We start from the raw sequence: 18,597 nt of genomic DNA, 5'->3' as shown, positions 1-18,597 counted from the left end.
CGGGTATGCGCATCCACCGCCGTGGTGCGGCAGGCGAAGGAAGGGAGGGATCACCTTCATGGGGCGTCGGCTCGTACCGCTCACTTTGGACAACCTCCCGGACCTGCCCAAGCGCTGCCGCACCTGCGTCTTCTGGGAGCTCGACCCCGTCAGCGGCGAGGCCGCGATCAAGGCCGGGACGCCGGAGCTGGAGAAGGAGGCGTGGATCTCCGCCGTCCTCCTCGACTGGGGATCCTGCGGCCGTGTCGTCTATGTGGACGAGGTCCCGGTCGGATACGTGATGTACGCGCCGCCCGCGTATGTGCCCCGCTCCACGGCCTTCCCCACCAGCCCCGTGTCCCCCGACGCGGTGCAGCTGATGACGGCCTGGATCACACCGGGGTACCAGGGGCAGGGCCTCGGGCGGGTGATGGTGCAGACGGTCGCGAAGGACCTGCTGCGGCGCGGTTTCAAGGCCATCGAGGCCTTCGGGGACGCCCGCTGGAAAGAGCCGGCCTGTGTCCTGCCCGCAGACCATCTGCTCTCGGTCGGCTTCAAGACCGTGCGTCCCCATCCCGTCTATCCGCGGCTCCGGCTGGAACTGCGGAGCACGCTGTCGTGGAAGGAGGACGTGGAGCTGGCGCTGGACCGCCTGCTCGGCGCCGTTCAGAAGGAGCCCGCACTGCGTCCGCTCTGAGCCACGGACGACGAACGGCCCATCCCCGCAGGGATGGGCCGTTCGTGTTTCACGTGAAACATGGTTTTCCGTGAAACGGAGGTCAGGCCTTGGCCTCGTCGCTGATGAAGTCGGCCAGGTCGCGGACGATCGCCGCCTTCGGCTTGGCCCCGACGATCGTCTTGACGACCTCGCCGCCCTGGTAGACGTTCAGGGTCGGGATCGACATGACGCCGTACTTCGCAGCCGTGCCCGGGTTCTGGTCGATGTTGAGCTTGACGATCTCGATCTGGTCGCCGTACTCATCGGCGATCGCCTGGAGCGACGGGGCGATCTGGCGGCACGGGCCGCACCATTCGGCCCAGAAGTCCACCAGCACGGGCTTGTCGCTCTTGAGGACGGTGTCCTCGAACGAGTCGTCGGTCACTGCCTTGAGGTCGGCCACAACGGCCTCCTTCACTGTGCGGGGTGTGGTGGTGTGGGTGTGGGGAATCGAGGGTCAGACTGCGGGGGTCTTCTCCGGCTCGGCCACCTTCTCCGTGTCGGCGAGGGCGGCGAGGAAGCGCTCGGCGTCCAGGGCGGCGGAGCAGCCCGTGCCCGCGGCCGTGATGGCCTGGCGGTAGGTGTGGTCCACGACGTCGCCGGCGGCGAAGACGCCCTTTACGTTGGTGCGCGTGGAGGGGGCGTCCACCTTCAGGTAACCCTCGTCGTCCAGCTCCAGCTGGCCCTTGAACAGCTCGGTGCGCGGGTCGTGGCCGACGGCGATGAAGAGGCCGGTGACGGGCAGTTCGGACGTCTCGCCCGACTTGGTGTTGCGCAGGGTGAGCCCGCTGAGCTTCTGGTCGCCGTGGATCTCGGCGACCTCGCTGTCCCAGGCGAACTTGATCTTCGGGTCGGCGAAGGCGCGCTCCTGCATCGCCTTGGAGGCGCGCAGCGTGTCCCGGCGGTGGACGACGGTGACCGATTTGGCGAAGCGGGAGAGGAAGGTCGCCTCCTCCATCGCCGTGTCACCACCGCCGACGACGGCGATGTCGTGGTCCTTGAAGAAGAACCCGTCGCACGTGGCGCACCAGGAGACGCCGCGGCCGGAGAGCGCGTCTTCGTTCGGCAGGCCGAGCTTGCGGTGCTGGGAGCCGGTGGCGACGATGACGGCCTTGGCGCGGTGGATCGTGCCGGCCGTGTCCGTCACGGTCTTGATGTCACCGGTCAGGTCGACGGCGACGATGTCGTCCGGGATGAGCTCGGCGCCGAAGCGCTCGGCCTGGGCACGCATGTTGTCCATGAGCTCGGGGCCCATGATGCCGTCCCGGAACCCGGGGAAGTTCTCCACGTCGGTGGTGTTCATCAGGGCGCCACCGGAGGTGACGGCGCCCTCGAAGACCAGCGGCTTCAGCGACGCGCGTGCGGTGTAGAGCGCCGCCGTGTAGCCGGCGGGCCCGGAGCCGATGATGATCACGTTTCGGACGTCGCTCACGGGTTTCTTCCTCGTCTCTGCAGACTGCCTACTGCCTACGGGGGGCTGGTTCGGGACTCTCAACCCACCCAACGGATACTACGGGGCGCGCATTCCCGTAGGACCCGTGCGGCATCCGGCAGGGCTGTCAGGGACGGGGCTGCGAGTGCCTGAGCAGCACGTCCGCGGGACCGGCCGGCGTCTTGGCCGTCGTACACGCGGCGTCCACGATGTAGACGTCGACACGGGTGGAGGCACGCGGGTGCGGGAGGACCACCAGGTAGGCGTCTCGTCCCCGGTACTCGCCGCGCTCCGCGCCGAGCGGTTCCTCGCTCCGGGCGATCCCCTCCCGTACGCACTCCGGCAGCGGAGGGGCGGCCCGCTTCATCATCGGGTCGGGGGTGTCCGCGGTGACGCCCTCCGACTGGACCCGCGCGGGTGCGTCCTTCTCCGGCTGCCCGGGCGTGCTGAGCAGGGAGCGCACCTTGTCCGGGAGCGCGGCCCCCGAGAAGCGGGCGTCCCCCGGCTCCCGTGCGCCTTCTACGTGGGTGGCGGGAGGGGCCTCGCCGGTCGGGTCCGTCCCCTGGAAGAACAGCACGCCGAGACCGACCGCGGCCAGGCCGCAGACGGCGCTGAGCACCCTGTGCCGGCGGCGGCGCCCGGCCGGGGCACGTCCAGGACCGCTGGAGCCGGAAGGCCGCCCCGTCGGCGCGGCGGCGGGCCGGTCCACCGGCCGTGAGCCGGGCCTTCCGACGGCGGGTGTGGCGGTCGTGGCGGGTTCCGACGTGGTTTCACGTGAAACATCGCCGCTGCCGTCCGGGGCGGTCGCGTCGAGGAGAGCCTCGGCGGCCAGCGCGGCATCGATGCGCTCGGCCACATCGACGGGCATGCGCGACGGACCGGGCAGGGTCCCGAGCAGGCCGCGGATCTCCTCCAGGGAGTCGCGGACGTCGGCGCAGAGCTCGCAGCGGTCCAGATGGCGCCGTACGTCCGCCGTGCGGGACGGCGGGAGGATGCCTTCGGTGAGGTCGGAGATCTCCGAGACGTCCGGGTGCTGAGTCGTGTCGGCCGTGGATGTCACGCGCGTCCACCTCCGCCCTTCACAGCAGCAGGATCATTCGGTCCCGGGTCCCTTGGTCCCGACGCCGATGGGACGGATGTCCCCGGCGTCCGGTTCCTTCCCCCGTCGGTACCGGGGTTATCCACGGGGGCGGGGCGTAGATGGGTGAGCAGGGGGACGAGCCGGGCGCGGCCGCGGGCGCAGCGGCTCTTGATCGTCCCGGTGGGCACGCCCAGGATCTCGGCCGCCTCGGCCACGGGGTAGCCCTGCATGTCGACGAGGACGAGGGCGGCGCGCTGGTCCGCCGGAAGCCTGGCGAGCGCGGCGAGGAGCTGGCGGTGCAGATCGTGGCGCTCGGCCGGCGCCTCGGCCGACTCGTGCGGCTCCAGGAGCTGCTCCAGCCGCTGCGTGTCGTCCGTGGGCGCGGTCCTGCGGGAGGCGGTCTTGCGGGCCCGGTCCAGGCAGGCGTTGACGGTGATGCGGTGCAGCCAGGTCGTCACGGCGGACTGGCCCCGGAAGGTGTGGGCGGCCCGGAACGCCGAGACGAGGGCGTCCTGCACGGCGTCCGCCGCCTCCTCGCGGTCGCCGAGCGTACGGATGGCGACGGCCCAGAGCCGGTCGCGATGGCGCCGTACCAGCTCGCCGAAGGCGTCGGGGTCCCCCGCGACATGCCGGGCCAGCAGGTCCGCGTCATCGGGCGGCTGCCCTGTCCCCGCTCCCATGCGGCTTACCTCCGATGTGCTCGGGCGCCTTCGCGGCCTCGGTGCGAGGCGGCGGTCAGCCCAGGACCTGGACTTCGGAAATGCCTCCGCGGAACCTGTCGGGCGAGCCGTCCGGCGGCAGCTCGGTGATGTGGACGAGCACGTAGCGGGCGCGGACCGGCTTGTCGAGCTTGACGTCGACATCGCCGTCCGCCCGCTTCAGCGGGGTCAGCTCCTGGGGGAAGTCCGTGAGGGAGCTGGAGCCCATGGCAGCCTCGCCGCCGGCCCGGAGCTGCAGGGTCTGCCCGGTCCGGTACTGGCTGACGCGAATGGCGGAGACGTTCTGTTCGCTGCCGAGGTCCACCACGATGCCGCTGCCGCCCTGGCGGTTGGGCAGATTCCCGAAGTTGGCGTAGCCGTGGTACTCGGGGGTGATCCACGCCGACTCCGGGTCGCCATCGATCGCGTTTCCGACCTGCCGGAGTTGTATGCCGGACCCTCCGGGCGTGTACTCCCGCGCCTCGACGATCCTCAGCGGCCGGAGCTGGGGCGCGGCCTTGTCGTCGAGGGACGGACTGGGGGACGGCTGGGTGGTGCCCGGGTCGTCGTTGGTGCCGCTCTGGTCGAGGAGGCGGTCGGCGATCTGCCAGCTGCCGAGCCCCAGCGCGGCGATCAGCAGCGCGGAGACGGCCCACTTCAGCACCTTGCCGGTGCGGCTCTCCAGGGGCGCGGGCGGCGTGAGCACCGGCTGCGTGACGGCGGCGCCGGGGTGCGGCTGGGGCCGGCCGTAGGTGCCCTGCTGGTAGGTCGTGCGCTGGTACTCGGGCGCGGGCGGGAACTCGGGCTCCGGCGGGCGGATGCGGGGCATGGCCGCGACGGCCTTGGCCAGCTCGTCGGGCGTCGTGCAGGGCGGGTCCTGGCGGGAGGCGGTCGCGCCGTCGTTGACGAGCGCGCGCATGGCCAGGTCGGACAGGCCCCGGTGGACTCCCGCCCGCACCTGGTCGGGCGGGAGCAGGCCCATGCCCTTGGGCAGGCCGGTCAGGCCGTGGGCGTCGTTCTCGTACGGCCAGCGCTGGGTGAGGGCCGCGTAGAGGAGCGCGCCGATGGCCTCCGTGTCGGTGCGCTGGGGGCGGTCGACGGTGATGCCGCGCAGGGCGGCGTTCACGGCGAGGCCGCGGATCCGGTACTGGCCGGTGGAGGTGCGCAGGACGGCGCTCGGCGTGAGCCGCAGATGGGCGAGGCCCTCGCGGTGTGCGGCGGCCATCGCCTGGGAGACCTGGCTGACGAGCTGGTAGGCGTCATAGGGCTCAAGGGGGCCCGAGGCCAGGAGAGTCGTCAGCTCCGTGGCGTCCGGCAGCCACTCGTGCACCACATAGACGAGGTCGTTCTCCTCGACGGCGTCGAGGACCTGCACGAACCTCGGGTCGCCGAGCAGGGCGGAGGAACGGGCGGCTGCCAGGACGGAACGGGCTCTCGGATGGTCGGCCGGCAGGACGTGGACGCCGACGGCGCGGCGCAGCTTCTCGTCGACGGCCCGCCAGCTGCTGAAACCGTCCAGACGGGTGACGCACTCCTCGAGCCGGTAGCGGCGGGCGAGTTTGTGCCCGCTGTGCAGTTCGGGGGACTTGATGGCGGGTTCGTCCGCGGCCTCCTGTGCGCCGCTCGTGTTCCGGGAAGACATGTCCGTCGCGCCCTGCGCTTCCGCCCCGTCGGCCGTGGTCGTGTCCGCCTTGGCGGCCAGCGGGTCGTCACCGCTGTTGTCGGCCACGTCGACGGCAGCCGTGCTACGTTCCGCCACCGTCGTTCCTGCCTCCCCATCCGATGCGCCATATCCAGCAGCCATGCCAATTGTGCCCACAGTCCACCGCTATGCACGACACGCGGTGGGCGGCGATGGTTGTGCGACTGCCCCCTCTTCTAGCGGCCGAGGCGGCCCCTGACCATGCCGACCATGGCGTTCAGCTCCTCGATGCGCATCTTGCGGGCGGCCACGTAGAAGACGCCGATCAGTACGGCTCCGCCCGCCACGAGCGCCACCAGAGAGCCGAGCGCCCCCATGCCGAGCAGGCCGAGCAGTCCCCAGGCGACGGCGCCCGCGGCCAGCGCGGCGGGCACGGACGCCATGGAGAGACGTGCGTACGTCCGGACGACATGGGCGCCGTCGAGGTCGCCGCCCAGGCGGTTGCGCAGCCGCCGCCAGGCGATGCCCACGCCCACCATGTAGGCCAGGCCGTAGCTGGCGGCCATGCCGACCACCGCCCAGCGGGCCGGCAGCACCAGGTAGCAGACCACGGACGCGGCGGCGTTGACGGCCGCCACGATGACCGTGTTGTAGAAGGGCGTCCGGGTGTCCTCGTAAGCGTAGAAGCCGCGCAGGACGACGTACTGGACGGAGTAGGGGATCAGGCCGAGGCCGAACGCCATCAGCATGAAGCCCATGCCGGTGGCCGCTTCCTGGCCGCTGGAGGCGTAGAGCAGCGTGCACAGCGGCACGCCGAGGGCGAGGAAGCCGAAGGAGACGGGCACGATCGCGACGGCCGAGTTGCGCAGACCGTGCGAGATGTCGTCGCGGACGGCACCCGGGTCGTTGTCGTGCGCGGCGCGGGAGATGCGCGGCAGCAGCGCGGCCATGACGGAGACCGTGATGATGGCCTGCGGCATGCCCCAGATCAGCTGGGCGTTGGAGTAGGCGAGGATGCCCGCGCCGTCCGTGCCGGACGCCTTTCCGGCCGCGGTGGCCAGCTGCGTGACGACGACGACACCGGCCTGGTTGGCGAGGACGAACAGGACCGTCCACTTGGCCAGCCTGACCGTCTTGCCGAGGCCCTGGCCCTTCCAGTCGAAGCGCGGACGGAAGCGGAAGCCCGCCTCGCGCAGATACGGGATCATCGCCAGTGCCTGGACGACGAGGCCCAGCAGGACGCCGACTCCGAGCAGCCGCACGCCCTCGTCGGGGATGACGTCGACGCCCATCTTGGTCTCGGAGTACGAGCCGTAGACCCAGATGAACATGCCGAAGGTGAAGATGACGACGATGTTGTTGAGGACCGGCGTCCACATCATCGCGCCGAACTTGCCGCGGGCGTTGAGGATCTGACCCATCACCACGTGCACGCCCATGAAGAAGATGGTGGGCAGGCAGAACCGGGCGAAGGTGACGGCGACGCTGTTGGCGTCCGGGTCGTTGGCGATGGTCGGAGACATCGCGTGGACCAGGAGCGGCGCGAGGAACACGACGACGCCGACGATCACGGCGAGGGCGACCATCACCAGGGTCAGCAGGCGGTTGGCGTACGCCTCGCCGCCGTCCTCGTCGTTCTTCATGGAGCGGACGAGCTGCGGGACGAAGACCGAGTTGAGCCCGCCGCCCACGGTGAGGATGTAGATCATCGTGGGCAGCGTGTACGCCACGGTGAACGCGTCACCGAGCGTCGCCGCACCCAGGGCGCCGGTGATCACCAGGCTGCGGAGGAAGCCGGTGAGCCGCGACACCAGGGTGCCGGCCGCCATCACGGCACTGGACTTCAGCAGTCCGGACGCCTTTCCGCCCGCCTTCTTCGGCGGCGGGGGCGCCACCGGCTCCGCGGGCACCTCGGGCTCCACCGGCTCGGGTACCGGTACCGCCGTCGCCTGGCCGGCCTGGACCTGCTGGTCGCGGTACAGGTGCGCGAAGGCGTCGGGCGCCGGCCGCTCGTCGGCGGCGTGGGTCACCAGGTCGTCGACCCCGGTGAACTGGACGGTCCTCGCGTCCTCGCCGTACGGGAGGTGGCGGGACGGTCCCGCGGGCTCGGGCGGCGGGGTCTGGGCCCACACCCGCGGGTCGGGCGCGTACTGCGGGGCGGCCGGCTGCTCGTAGAGCGGGCGCGGCTCCTCGTAGGTGCCCGGCGGGGGCGGCGGGTGCGCGGCCCGGTCGTACAGGGCCTCGCCGACCGGGTCCTGCGAGGACAGGTCGTGGGAGCGGTACGGGTCGTGGGTGTAGGCGTCCTGGACGTACGGGTCCTGCGCGTAGGGGTGCTGGGGGGCCGACGCGTCGGCGGGCGGGACCTGTCCGGGCAGCGGGGCGGGCGGGGGCCCGTCCGGCGGCACACTGCCGCCGCCCGCGCCCTGGCCGCGGTCACCGTCGTACGGCGCGTTCATGGTTACCCCACCTCATCGTCCCCGGCCGGCCGGCCACGACATCGCTCAATGCTCCACTTTCTCACCCGGGCCCGACGGGTCGGTGCTTTGCGGTCCGGTGTCCGTCGCGGGGTCACTCGGCTGCACCGGATCGTCGCTCTGCGCGACCGGGAGGGCGGGACCGGCCTCGTCCGAGGGCTGTGTTCCGACGGTCTCCGCCGCCTCGGCGTCGTCCTCCGCGTCGGTTTCCGCCTCGGCGCCGGCCTCCCGCGCCGCCGCGGCGCGCTTGCGCTGGCTGTACATCCTGACACCGGCGAGGACCAGAAGCAGCACACCCCCGGCGATGACGAGCATCACGGTCGAGGTGATCTCGGAGACCTTCACGGTGAACTGCATCGGCTGGCCGTAGGGCCGGCCGTCCTCGGTGAACAGCTGCGCCTCGATCGGGACGGGACCGTTCGCGTTGGCGGACGCCGTGAACTTCACCGACTGGCTGTGCCCGCCGTCGACCCGCACCGGCAGCTCGGCGACGACGTTGCCGTCGTTGAGCTTCAGACGGGTCGGCTTCTTGGACGTCAGGCGCAGCACGAGGTGGTCGACGCCCTGCACGAGCTGGTTCTGCACGGTGACCGGGATCGTGGCGCTGCGCCCCGAGAGCGTCAGGTCCGACTTGTCGATCAGCTTCACCTCGCCGCTGAGGCTCTCCAGATGGGCCTGCACGCCGCGCCCGTACTCAGCCGCCTGCTCGGGCCGGCCCCGCCACGACGTGGACATCTCCCGCTTGATCGCGTTGCCGAACGGCGTCACGACGCGGTGCGCGGCGGTGAGGATCACCTTGAAGTTGTCGAGGCGGTCCTGCGTGGTGCGCATCTGCTGGAACACCGCCTCGGGCAGCTCCTGGCGGCTGAGCGGCTTCGGGTAGCGCCTGGCGGACGGCACGCCCGTCGTCGCCTTCGGGTCGGGCTTGGCCGTGGTGGCGGTGATCAGGTCGGAGGACTGCGACCAGCGCTCCGAGCCCAGGGCGCGCAGGGCGGTCGCCAGGGACTCCGCCTGGGAGGCCGTCGGCATCCGCTGCGGGGCGACGACGACGCTGCGGCCCGTGCCCGGCCGCTCGTGGGTGACGGCGAGGGTGTGCGCGAGGAACTTCTGGACCGCGGCCGTGGAGTCCCCGGCCCGCGTCATGTCGCCTTCGAAGGCGGTGGACAGGACGGCGTCCGACACGACGGCCGTCGTCCCGCCGCCGATCGGCCGGGCCGCGTTCGGCGTGTAGGAGAGGCGCTCCCGCATGCTGTCGCTGCGGGTGATCACCTTGTCCGCGCCGGCGGAGGTCGCCACATCGACGATCGACGGGTCCACGGCCCCGTTCACGGGCCAGGCGTACTCCACGGACGGTTTCACGTGGAGGATCGTCTCGACCGTCGACTCGGCGAGCTCGGTGGCGGGCCGCAGGTGGCTGAGCGAGCCGGAGACCCGCTTGCCCCGGTGCGCGAGCGACGCCAGGTCGGGGTCCCCGTAGGGCAGCGCGATGACCTTGTCGCCCTGCACCGCCTTGCCGAGGGCGTTCAGCCACTGCTTCGCGACCACCTGGTTCTTCCCCGGCAGCGTGGTGTCGCCGGCCCTGACCTGGTAATCGCCGCTCATCGCCTCGACGGTGGCCAGCAGGTCCGGGTCCACGACCCAGGTGACGGGCAGCTCGGCGCCGAGCGTGACCATGCGCTCCAGCCGGCCTCCGGGCGCGAGCTCGGCGGCGAGGGCGTCGCTCTCGAACACCGGCGTCTGCTGGTCGTCGGAGCCCGTCTGGGCCGACAGGTACGCGGAGGAGATCAGCGGCCACAGGACCGTCAGCTGCGTCTTGCTCTTGGGAGCGGCCGGCTGCCAGGGCAGGAACGTCCGGTCGACGCCCAGCACCTGGTCGTAGGGCTCGCTCGGGGTGCGGCCGGACAGGGACACGCCCAGCTGGTACACGCCGGCGTCGTCCACGCCCAGCTTGTCGACCGGCACGGTGATCGTGAAGTCGCGGGTGGCGCCGGACGGCAGCTCGGGGACCTTCACCACGTACGCGCCACCCAGCGGCTTGCCGTCCCGGCCCTCGGAGAAGCCGGTGCGGCGTGCGGCGTCCTCGATGGCGCCGCGGCTGGAGAGCCGGTCGCCCAGGCGTACGTCGACCTGCGCCTGGCTCACCGTCTCCTTGCCCCTGTTGGTCACCGTGCCGCTCAGTGTGAGGGTGTCGCCCTTCACGGGGGCACTGGGTGCGAATGTGTCCAGAGACACAGCGACGGTACGGGAGCCGGTCGCCGCGGCGGCCACGGACGCGGCCGGTGCCAGCGCGGCGGCCGAGGAGCTGGCGGGCAGCTGGAGGAGCCCGGCGACGAGGGGCACTGCGGCGACGACTGCGGCGGCCCGCCGCAGCCAGCGGCGGGCAGGGGAGGGATCGATGCCCTGGAAGTCTGCCGCCTCGGCCACGCGCTCGTCCGTCCCTCGTCGTCTGGTGCCGTCGGTCCCTGCCGGTTCCCGCGTCCAGGCATGGTAACGAGACGCGCCACCCCGAAGTGCTGCGGAGTGGCCCACGAGATCACCGGCGGGAGCGGCCGGAGCGGGGGGAAATCGGGGAGGCCGCCCGTGGCCGGGACCCGTACCCTGTTCTGTTGTGCCGAACGCCAACGAAGACAACCCCAACGCCCTGAGCCAGGTGCAGCGCCGCGCGGTCAGCGAGCTGCTGCGCGTGTCACCGGTCGCCGACGATCTCGCCCGCCGTTTCCAGGAGGCCGGCTTCCGCCTCGCCCTGGTCGGCGGGTCCGTACGGGACGCTCTGCTCGGGAGGCTCGGCAACGACCTCGACTTCACCACCGACGCCCGTCCCGAGGACGTGCTGAAGATCGTCCGCCCGTGGGCCGAGGCGGTCTGGGAGGTCGGGATCGCGTTCGGCACGGTGGGGGCCCAGAAGGGCGGCTACCAGATCGAGGTGACGACGTACCGCTCCGAGGCGTACGACCGCACCTCGCGCAAGCCGGAGGTCTCCTACGGCGACTCCATCGAGGAAGACCTCGTACGCCGTGACTTCACCGTCAACGCCATGGCCGTCGCGCTGCCGGAGAAGGAGTTCATCGACCCGCACGGGGGCCTGGACGACCTCGCCGCCCGGGTGCTGCGCACGCCGGGCACCCCGGAGGACTCCTTCTCCGACGACCCGCTGCGGATGATGCGCGCCGCCCGCTTCGCCGCCCAGCTGGACTTCGAGGTGGCCCCCGAGGTCGTGGCCGCCATGACGGAGATGGCCGAGCGGCTCGACATCGTCTCCGCCGAGCGGGTCCGGGACGAGCTGAACAAGCTCATCCTCTCCGCGCACCCCCGCAAGGGCCTCAGCCTGCTCGTGGACACCGGTCTCGCCGACCGGGTGCTGCCCGAGCTGCCCGCGCTGCGCCTGGAGAGCGACGAGCACCACCGGCACAAGGACGTGTACGAGCACTCCCTGACCGTGCTGGAGCAGGCCATCGACCTGGAGGAGGACGGCCCCGACCTCGTGCTGCGGCTCGCCGCGCTCCTGCACGACATCGGCAAGCCGCGCACCCGGCGCTTCGAGCCGGACGGCCGGGTCTCCTTCCACCACCACGAGGTGGTCGGCGCGAAGATGACCAAGAAGCGGCTGACCGCGCTGAAGTACTCCAACGACATGGTCAAGGACGTCTCGCGGCTGGTGGAGCTGCATCTGCGGTTCCACGGCTACGGCACCGGGGAGTGGACCGACTCCGCCGTGCGGCGCTACGTCCGGGATGCCGGCCCACTGCTGACACGGCTGCACAAGCTGACCCGCTCGGACTGCACCACCCGCAACAAGCGGAAGGCGAGCGCGCTGTCCCGCGCGTACGACGGGCTGGAGCAGCGCATCGCCCAGCTCCAGCAGCGGGAGGAGCTGGACGCCATCCGCCCGGATCTGGACGGCAACCAGATCCAGGAGGTCCTCGGCATCCGACCGGGACCCGCCGTGGGCCGCGCGTACAAGTTCCTGCTGGAGCTGCGGCTGGAGAACGGCCCGATGGAGCATGACGCGGCCGTCGCCGCGCTCAAGGAGTGGTGGGCCGAGCAGCAGGACTGAACCGGCGGGCGTCATGTTTCACGTGAAACATGACCTCGCTCCAGCCGTCATGGAGGGGCGGTGTTTCACGTGAAACACCGCCCCTCCGTCATACCCGCCGCCAGCGCGCGAGCGCCGCGGCCGAGAGCGCGTAGAGCCCCGCGACGACGAAGATGAGCAGCGGGGAGCGGCCGTCCGGGGGCAGTATCAGCGCGGCCACCCCGGCCGCGGCCACGAAGGCGACGTTGAAGAGCATGTCGTAGAGGGAGAAGATCCGCCCCCGGTACGTGTCGTCGACGGACTTCTGGACCACCGTGTCCGTCGCGATCTTGGTCGCCTGCGTGGTGAAGCCCAGGACGAACGCGGCGATCATCGTGGTCTGCGGGGCGAACGGCAGACCCAGGGCCGGCTCCAGCACGGCCGCCGCCCCGGCGCACCCGGCCATCCAGCCGAAGGTGCCGAACCGGGCGGCCGCCCACGGGGTGACCACGGCGGCGGTGAAGAACCCCGCACCGGACACGGCCACCGCGAGGCCCAGCAGGGCCAGCCCCTCGGACTCGGTCGCCGTCCAGGCGTACCGGCTGAGCATCAGCACCATCACGGTCAGGGCCCCGTAGCAGAAGCGCGCCAGGGTCATCGCGGCCAGCGCCCGGGCGGCGGGGCGCCGTCGCGCCAGATGGCGCAGGCCGCTCCAGAGCCCCCGGGCGGTCGAGGCGAGCGCCGCACCGAGCCGCGGCACGGTGACGTCCGGGTCGGGGCCGAGCAGTTCGCGCCCCATGCGCAGCGAGGCGAGCGCCGACGCGAGGTAGAGCGCCGCGCCCAGCAGGACGACGGCGGCGTCGGAGTCGGCGGCCACCAGGCGTACCAGGAAGGCCAGGCCGCCGCCGGTCGTCGCGGCGAGGGTGCCGGCTGTCGGGGACAGGGAGTTGGCGACCACCAGCCGGTCGGCGTCCACCACGCGGGGCAGGGCGGCCGAGAGGCCCGCCAGGACGAAGCGGTTGACGGCGGTCACCGAGAGAGCGGAGGCGTAGAAGAGCCAGTCGGGCACCGAGGCGACCATCAGCAGCGCGGTACCCGCCGCGAGGACGGTCCGCAGGAGGTTGCCGTACAGCAGGACCTGACGGCGCCTCCAGCGGTCGAGGAGCACGCCCGCGAACGGGCCGACGAGCGAGTACGGGAGCAGGAGCACCGCCATGGCGGAGGCGATGGCGGCCGGGGACGCCTGCCGTTCCGGTGAGAAGACGACGTACGCGGCCAGCGCGACCTGGTAGACGCCGTCGGCGCCCTGGGAGAGGAGTCGTACGGCGAGCAGGTGGCGGAAGTGCGTCAGGCGCAGGAGTACGCGCAGATCCCGTACGACAGACATGGCAGCAAGCCTCACACACGGGTGAGGCCCCCGGGCATGCGCCACGGGGGCCTCGACACCTGGAGGACGGGCCTCCGTTCGGAGCGGATCGGCGCCCGCTCCGGACGGGTCCTAGCGCTCGACCTCGCCCTTGATGAACTTCTCGACGTTCTCGCGGGCCTCGTCGTCGAAGTACTGGACCGGCGGGGACTTCATGAAGTACGAGGACGCGGAGAGGATCGGGCCGCCGATGCCGCGGTCCTTGGCGATCTTCGCGGCGCGCAGGGCGTCGATGATGACACCCGCCGAGTTCGGGGAGTCCCACACCTCGAGCTTGTACTCCAGGCTCAGCGGAACGTCACCGAAGGCACGGCCCTCGAGGCGGACGTACGCCCACTTGCGGTCGTCGAGCCAGGCCACGTAGTCCGACGGACCGATGTGGACATTGCGCTCGCCCATGTCCCGGTCGGGGATCTGGGAGGTGACGGCCTGCGTCTTGGAGATCTTCTTGGACTCCAGGCGCTCACGCTCGAGCATGTTCTTGAAGTCCATGTTGCCGCCGACGTTCAGCTGCATCGTGCGGTCCAGGACGACGCCCCGGTCCTCGAACAGCTTCGCCATGACGCGGTGCGTGATGGTGGCGCCGACCTGCGACTTGATGTCGTCACCGACGATCGGCACACCGGCCTCGGTGAACTTGTCCGCCCACTCCTTGGTGCCGGCGATGAACACCGGGAGGGCGTTGACGAAGGCGACCTTGGCGTCGATGGCGCACTGCGCGTAGAACTTCGCCGCCTCCTCGGAACCGACCGGCAGGTAGCAGACGAGGACGTCCACCTGCTTGTCCTTGAGGACCTGGACGACGTCGACGGGCTCCTCGGAGGACTCCTCGATGGTCTGGAGGTAGTACTTGCCGAGACCGTCCAGGGTGTGGCCGCGCTGGACCGTCACACCGGTGGTCGGCACGTCGCAGATCTTGATGGTGTTGTTCTCGCTGGCGCCGATGGCGTCCGCGAGGTCCAGACCCACCTTCTTCGCGTCGACGTCGAAGGCGGCGACGAACTCGACGTCCCGCACGTGGTAGTCGCCGAACTGGACGTGCATCAGCCCCGGCACCTTGCCCGCCGGGTCGGCGTCCTTGTAGTACTCGACGCCCTGCACCAGCGAGGCGGCGCAGTTGCCCACGCCGACGATGGCTACGCGAACCGAACCCATTCCGGTTGCTCCCTGTTTGTTCTCGACGAACCCCTGCGGTGCGCGGGGGTTCACTTGGTGGTGTCGTCGGACGGGTCCGGCCGGGTACTGCCCCCGCGCCGGGGCAGGCCGCCCGTTTCTCCGGATGTCTTGTGCTGCTCCGCGCGGTCCGCCGACGCGTCGGATCCGGACCGCCGCTGGTCCCGGCCCGCCCGCTCGCTCTCGATGAGCTCGTTCAGCCAGCGCACCTCGCGCTCCACGGACTCCATGCCGTGCCGCTGGAGTTCGAGCGTGTAGTCGTCCAGGCGCTCGCGGGTGCGCGCGAGTGAGGCGCGCATCTTCTCCAGCCGCTCCTCCAGCCGGCTGCGGCGGCCCTCCAGCACCCGCATCCGCACCTCACGCTCCGTCTGCCCGAAGAAGGCGAAACGCGCGGCGAAGTGCTCGTCCTCCCAGGAGTCCGGCCCCGTGTGGGACAGAAGCTCCTCGAAGTGCTCCTTACCTTCGGCGGTCAACCGGTAGACGATCTTCGCGCGTCGTCCTGAGAGGGAGGCGGCGAGAGCGTCCTCGGGGGCGCTGCCAGGCTCCTCGATCAGCCAGCCGTTTGCGACGAGCGTCTTGAGGCAGGGGTAGAGGGTGCCGTAGCTGAAGGCGCGGAAGATGCCCAGCGAGGTGTTGAGCCGCTTGCGCAGCTCGTAGCCGTGCATGGGGGCTTCTCGGAGCAGACCGAGGACGGCGAACTCCAGGATGCCGGAGCGCCTGCTCATCAGCCGCCTCCTCCTCCATGTCGCTCGTTATGCCGCCCTGATGTATCGGCTCGATACATCACGACGATAGAGCGGTGCCTCTGTGTCGACAAGTAGGGCGATCGTGAACGGCGTCACATCGTCAATTAGCCGTAGGCGAGTTGCCTGGTTTGGGCGGAACTTCGGCGCAAGGGGGGTTTTGGCCGTGCGTAGTCTGTGCGGCATGCATACCACCGGGAACCACGGGACGACGGGGGAACGTCATCGTCGTGGGTGCATGGCGGGCGGGCCCGGAGGGCTCGTCCGATCCATTTCGGGGGGACCGGAACTCAGCTGCCGCTTCCAGGCGTGAATCGCCTGCCCGAGGAGTAGTCGTTCGATGAGCGAGCACCGTCGTAAACCGCCGCAGCCGCAGGGTGGCGGCCGCGCCGCGGCCCGGCGCGCTGCCCAGCAGCCTGGCCGCCGGTCGGCCCCGGCGCGGGATGTCAGTACAGGATCGCCTTCCGACCCGTACGGCGAGGCGCGGCCCTACGGCGGTCGCGCCGAGGCGCGGCGGGCGGCCCAGCGCGGCAGCCGGCGGCGCGGCGCCGAGGGCGCGGGTGGCGCCGGGGGCTACGGCGGCGGCCGCCGAGGCACCGGTGGCGGCGGCCGGGGACCCGGCGGTCGCGGTCCCGGCGGTGGCCGGCCCGGCAAGAAGCGGCTGATCGACTACCCGCGGCACGACAAGTACGGCTGGCGCCGCTGGGTGCCGTCCTGGAAGCTCGTGAGCGGGCTCTGCCTCTCCTTCCTCGCCCTGATGCTGGGCGGTGCGACGCTCGCCTACGGCATGGTGGGACTGCCGGACCCGGACAAGGCCGCCACGGCGCAGAACAACGTCTACTACTGGGACGACGGCTCGCAGATGGCCGCGACCGGTGGTGAGGTCAACCGGCAGATCATCGCCTACAGCGAGATCCCCCAGGCCATGCAGGACGCCGTGGTCTCCGCCGAGAACAAGACCTTCTGGACGGACTCCGGCATCGACCCGATGGGCATCGGCCGCGCCCTGTTCAACATGGCGACGGGCGGTGAGACCCAGGGCGGCTCGACCATCACCCAGCAGTACGTCAAGAACAACCGGCTCAACAACCAGTCGCAGACCCTGGACCGGAAGTTCAAGGAGCTGTTCATCTCCATCAAGGTCAACTCCGAGTTGTCCAAGAAGGAGATCATGGCCGGCTACCTGAACACCTCGTACTTCGGGCGGGGCGCGTACGGCATCCAGGCGGCGGCGCGCACGTACTACGGCGTGGACGCCAAGGACCTCAAGGTGGAGGAGTGCGCGTTCCTCGCCTCCCTGCTCAAGGGCTCCACGTACTACGACCCCGCCGGCGCTCCGGAGATCGACCCCGAGGCGACTGCCCAGGCGAATCTCGAACGGGCGACGAAGCGCTGGAACTGGATCCTCGACGAGATGGTGAAGGACGGGAAGCTCGACGCCGCCAAGCGGGCCGGGCTCAAGGACTTCCCGGACCCCGATCCGCCGCAGAAGCAGGCGAAGCTGGGCGGGCAGATCGGCTACCTGGTCGACCTCGCCAAGGCCTACTTCATCAACAACAACGACCAGGGGATCACCGCCGAGGACTTGTCCCAGGGCGGCTACGAGATCAGGACGACCTTCGACAAGGAGCGGGTCGAGGCTCTCGAGAAGACCATCAAGAACGTCTACGAGAAGCACATCGACCCGGAGAAGCGTCCCAAGACCGACACCCATGTCCAGTTCGGCGGCGCGTCCGTCGACCCGGCGACCGGTGCGATCGTCGCCATCTACGGCGGTCAGGACGCGACGAAGCACTTCACGAACAACGCCGACCAGACGGGTGCGCAGGTCGGTTCGACGTTCAAGCCCTTCGTGCTCGCCGCGGGCATGACGCACGGTGTCAGGGACCCGAACAAGGGGCCTGATCAGGGACCCGAGAGCCGCACGATCATCGACCCCGACACGGCCATCTACAGCGGCAAGAACAAGCTGAAGATCAGGAAGTACGACCGCAGCATCTGGCACGACGAGAACGGCAAGGAGTGGCTGCAGGTCAACGACGACGACAAGGACTACCCGGACATCGACCTTCGCGAGGCGATGATCCACTCCGCCAACTCGCCATTCGTGCAGCTCGGCATGGACATCGGCATCGAGCAGGTCCGGCAGACGGCCGTCAAGGCGGGCCTCCTGGAGAGCAGCCTCGCCAAGGGCAACGTGCCGTCGTTCTCCATCGGCATCTCCGACCCGAGCGCCATCCGCATGGCCGCCGCCTACGGGACCTTCGCGTCCAACGGCGAGCAGCGGGACCCGTTCTCCGTCACCGAGGTGAAGAAGAACGGCGTCGTCATCTACAAGCACGAGGACAAGGCCGAGCGCGCGTTCTCGACCGCCGTCAGCAGCAACATCACCGACGTGCTCGTCGACGTCGTGGAGAAGGGCACCGGTAAGAAGGCCCGCCTGGACGGCCGCCCCGCCGCGGGCAAGACCGGCACCACGGACGGCAACAAGTCGGCCTGGTTCGTGGGGTACACCCCGCAGCTCGTGACGGCGATCGACATGTACCGCCTCGACGACAACGCCGCGAACAAGAACCGCAAGTTCGAGGAGATGTTCGGCACGGGTGGCCGTGAGAAGGTCCACGGTTCGTCCTTCCCGTCCGAGATCTGGAAGGCGTACATGACCGAGGCCCACAAGGGCGAGCCGGTCAAGCAGTTCCCCGCGCCGGAGAAGCTGGACGCCGAGCCCGTGTACGGCGGTGGCGCGAAGAGCCCGGAGCCGACGCCGAGCGAGCAGCCGTCGCCCTCCGCTTCGCCGTCCACCTCCCCGTCGCCCTCGCCCAGCAAGTCCAAGGAAGAGGAGAAGCCAGGCAAGCCGGACAAGTCCTGCGACCCGTTCGACTGGGACTGCGCGACCGCCACGGGCGGCACGGCCGACGGCGGCACGACGGACGGCACCGACACCGGAGGGACGACCACCGGCGGCGACGGCGGTCTCACCGAGGGCGGTACCACGACGGGCGGCGAGACCAGTCCGTCACCGGAGACCGGCGGCAACGGCAACGGCGGGAACAACGGTGGCGGAGGCGACAGCGGCACAGGCGGCTGGTGGGGCGGCACGGACGGCTAGCGCCGCCTACCCGTCCCGGTTCCCGAAGGAGCCGCCGGCGCTCCCGTAGAGGCCGGATGCGAGGGTCGTCGCACCCCGTACGCGCACCACGCGCGCGTACACGGGTGCGG

At 70.8% G+C, this 18,597-nt stretch carries 13 protein-coding genes; 3 read left to right on the top strand and 10 right to left on the bottom strand.

From position 1 onward, the window contains the following. Positions 1-58: 58 nt before the first annotated feature. Positions 59-676, top strand: coding sequence for a GNAT family N-acetyltransferase (locus ACSUPT_RS14570; RefSeq protein ID WP_351966177.1), 618 nt, complete (start codon positions 59-61; stop codon positions 674-676). Positions 677-758: 82 nt separating this feature from the next. Here ACSUPT_RS14570 and trxA read toward each other — a convergent pair whose 3' ends face one another. From trxA to ACSUPT_RS14535, 7 genes are all read right to left on the bottom strand, one after another. Continuing rightward, a complete protein-coding gene (gene trxA, locus ACSUPT_RS14565) occupies positions 759-1,100 on the bottom strand; it encodes a thioredoxin (RefSeq protein ID WP_399218652.1) in 342 nt (113 codons plus the stop codon). 54 nt (positions 1,101-1,154) lie between these two features. Then, a complete protein-coding gene (trxB, locus tag ACSUPT_RS14560) occupies positions 1,155-2,129 on the bottom strand; it encodes a thioredoxin-disulfide reductase (protein ID WP_351966175.1) in 975 nt (324 codons plus the stop codon). Positions 2,130-2,256: 127 nt separating this feature from the next. Next, the gene (locus ACSUPT_RS14555) at positions 2,257-3,189 is read right to left on the bottom strand and encodes a hypothetical protein (protein ID WP_436944570.1); all 933 of its coding nucleotides are present in this window, start codon (positions 3,187-3,189) and stop codon (positions 2,257-2,259) included. Beyond that, positions 3,186-3,890 (bottom strand): RNA polymerase sigma factor SigM, encoded by a 705-nt coding sequence (sigM, locus tag ACSUPT_RS14550; protein ID WP_351966173.1) that lies wholly within the window; start codon positions 3,888-3,890, stop codon positions 3,186-3,188. Before sigM ends, ACSUPT_RS14555 begins: the two co-directional genes overlap by 4 nt. Before the next feature lie 55 nt (positions 3,891-3,945). Then, positions 3,946-5,667, bottom strand: coding sequence for a protein kinase family protein (locus tag ACSUPT_RS14545; RefSeq protein ID WP_351966172.1), 1,722 nt, complete (start codon positions 5,665-5,667; stop codon positions 3,946-3,948). A gap of 119 nt (positions 5,668-5,786) precedes the next feature. Next, positions 5,787-8,006 (bottom strand): murein biosynthesis integral membrane protein MurJ, encoded by a 2,220-nt coding sequence (gene murJ / locus ACSUPT_RS14540; RefSeq protein ID WP_399218655.1) that lies wholly within the window; start codon positions 8,004-8,006, stop codon positions 5,787-5,789. Between the two features lie 45 nt (positions 8,007-8,051). Then, positions 8,052-10,448, bottom strand: coding sequence for a DUF6049 family protein (locus ACSUPT_RS14535; RefSeq protein ID WP_436944568.1), 2,397 nt, complete (start codon positions 10,446-10,448; stop codon positions 8,052-8,054). 184 nt (positions 10,449-10,632) lie between these two features. Between ACSUPT_RS14535 and ACSUPT_RS14530 the strand changes: the two genes are divergently transcribed. Continuing rightward, the gene (locus tag ACSUPT_RS14530) at positions 10,633-12,078 is read left to right on the top strand and encodes a CCA tRNA nucleotidyltransferase (RefSeq protein ID WP_436944567.1); all 1,446 of its coding nucleotides are present in this window, start codon (positions 10,633-10,635) and stop codon (positions 12,076-12,078) included. A gap of 88 nt (positions 12,079-12,166) precedes the next feature. Here the strand turns inward: ACSUPT_RS14530 and ACSUPT_RS14525 are convergent, their stop codons facing one another. From ACSUPT_RS14525 to ACSUPT_RS14515, 3 genes are all read right to left on the bottom strand, one after another. After that, positions 12,167-13,423, bottom strand: a complete 1,257-nt coding sequence (locus tag ACSUPT_RS14525; protein WP_436944566.1) for an MFS transporter — start codon at positions 13,421-13,423, stop codon at positions 12,167-12,169. A gap of 111 nt (positions 13,424-13,534) precedes the next feature. Then, a complete protein-coding gene (locus ACSUPT_RS14520) occupies positions 13,535-14,617 on the bottom strand; it encodes an inositol-3-phosphate synthase (protein ID WP_351966167.1) in 1,083 nt (360 codons plus the stop codon). Between the two features lie 50 nt (positions 14,618-14,667). Then, a complete protein-coding gene (locus tag ACSUPT_RS14515; protein ID WP_361654238.1) occupies positions 14,668-15,360 on the bottom strand; it encodes a PadR family transcriptional regulator in 693 nt (230 codons plus the stop codon). A 358-nt stretch (positions 15,361-15,718) separates the two neighbouring features. On the opposite strand from ACSUPT_RS14515, the gene ACSUPT_RS14510 reads away from it, so the two are divergent. Beyond that, positions 15,719-18,487, top strand: coding sequence for a transglycosylase domain-containing protein (locus tag ACSUPT_RS14510; protein ID WP_436944564.1), 2,769 nt, complete (start codon positions 15,719-15,721; stop codon positions 18,485-18,487). Positions 18,488-18,597 lie beyond the last annotated feature (110 nt).

It is taken from the genome of Streptomyces sp. SudanB25_2051 (assembly GCF_964272635.1).
Classification (GTDB): domain Bacteria; phylum Actinomycetota; class Actinomycetes; order Streptomycetales; family Streptomycetaceae; genus Streptomyces.
The sequence above is the reverse complement of the archived record's forward strand: the minus strand, read 5'-3'. Positions and strand labels throughout refer to the sequence as shown.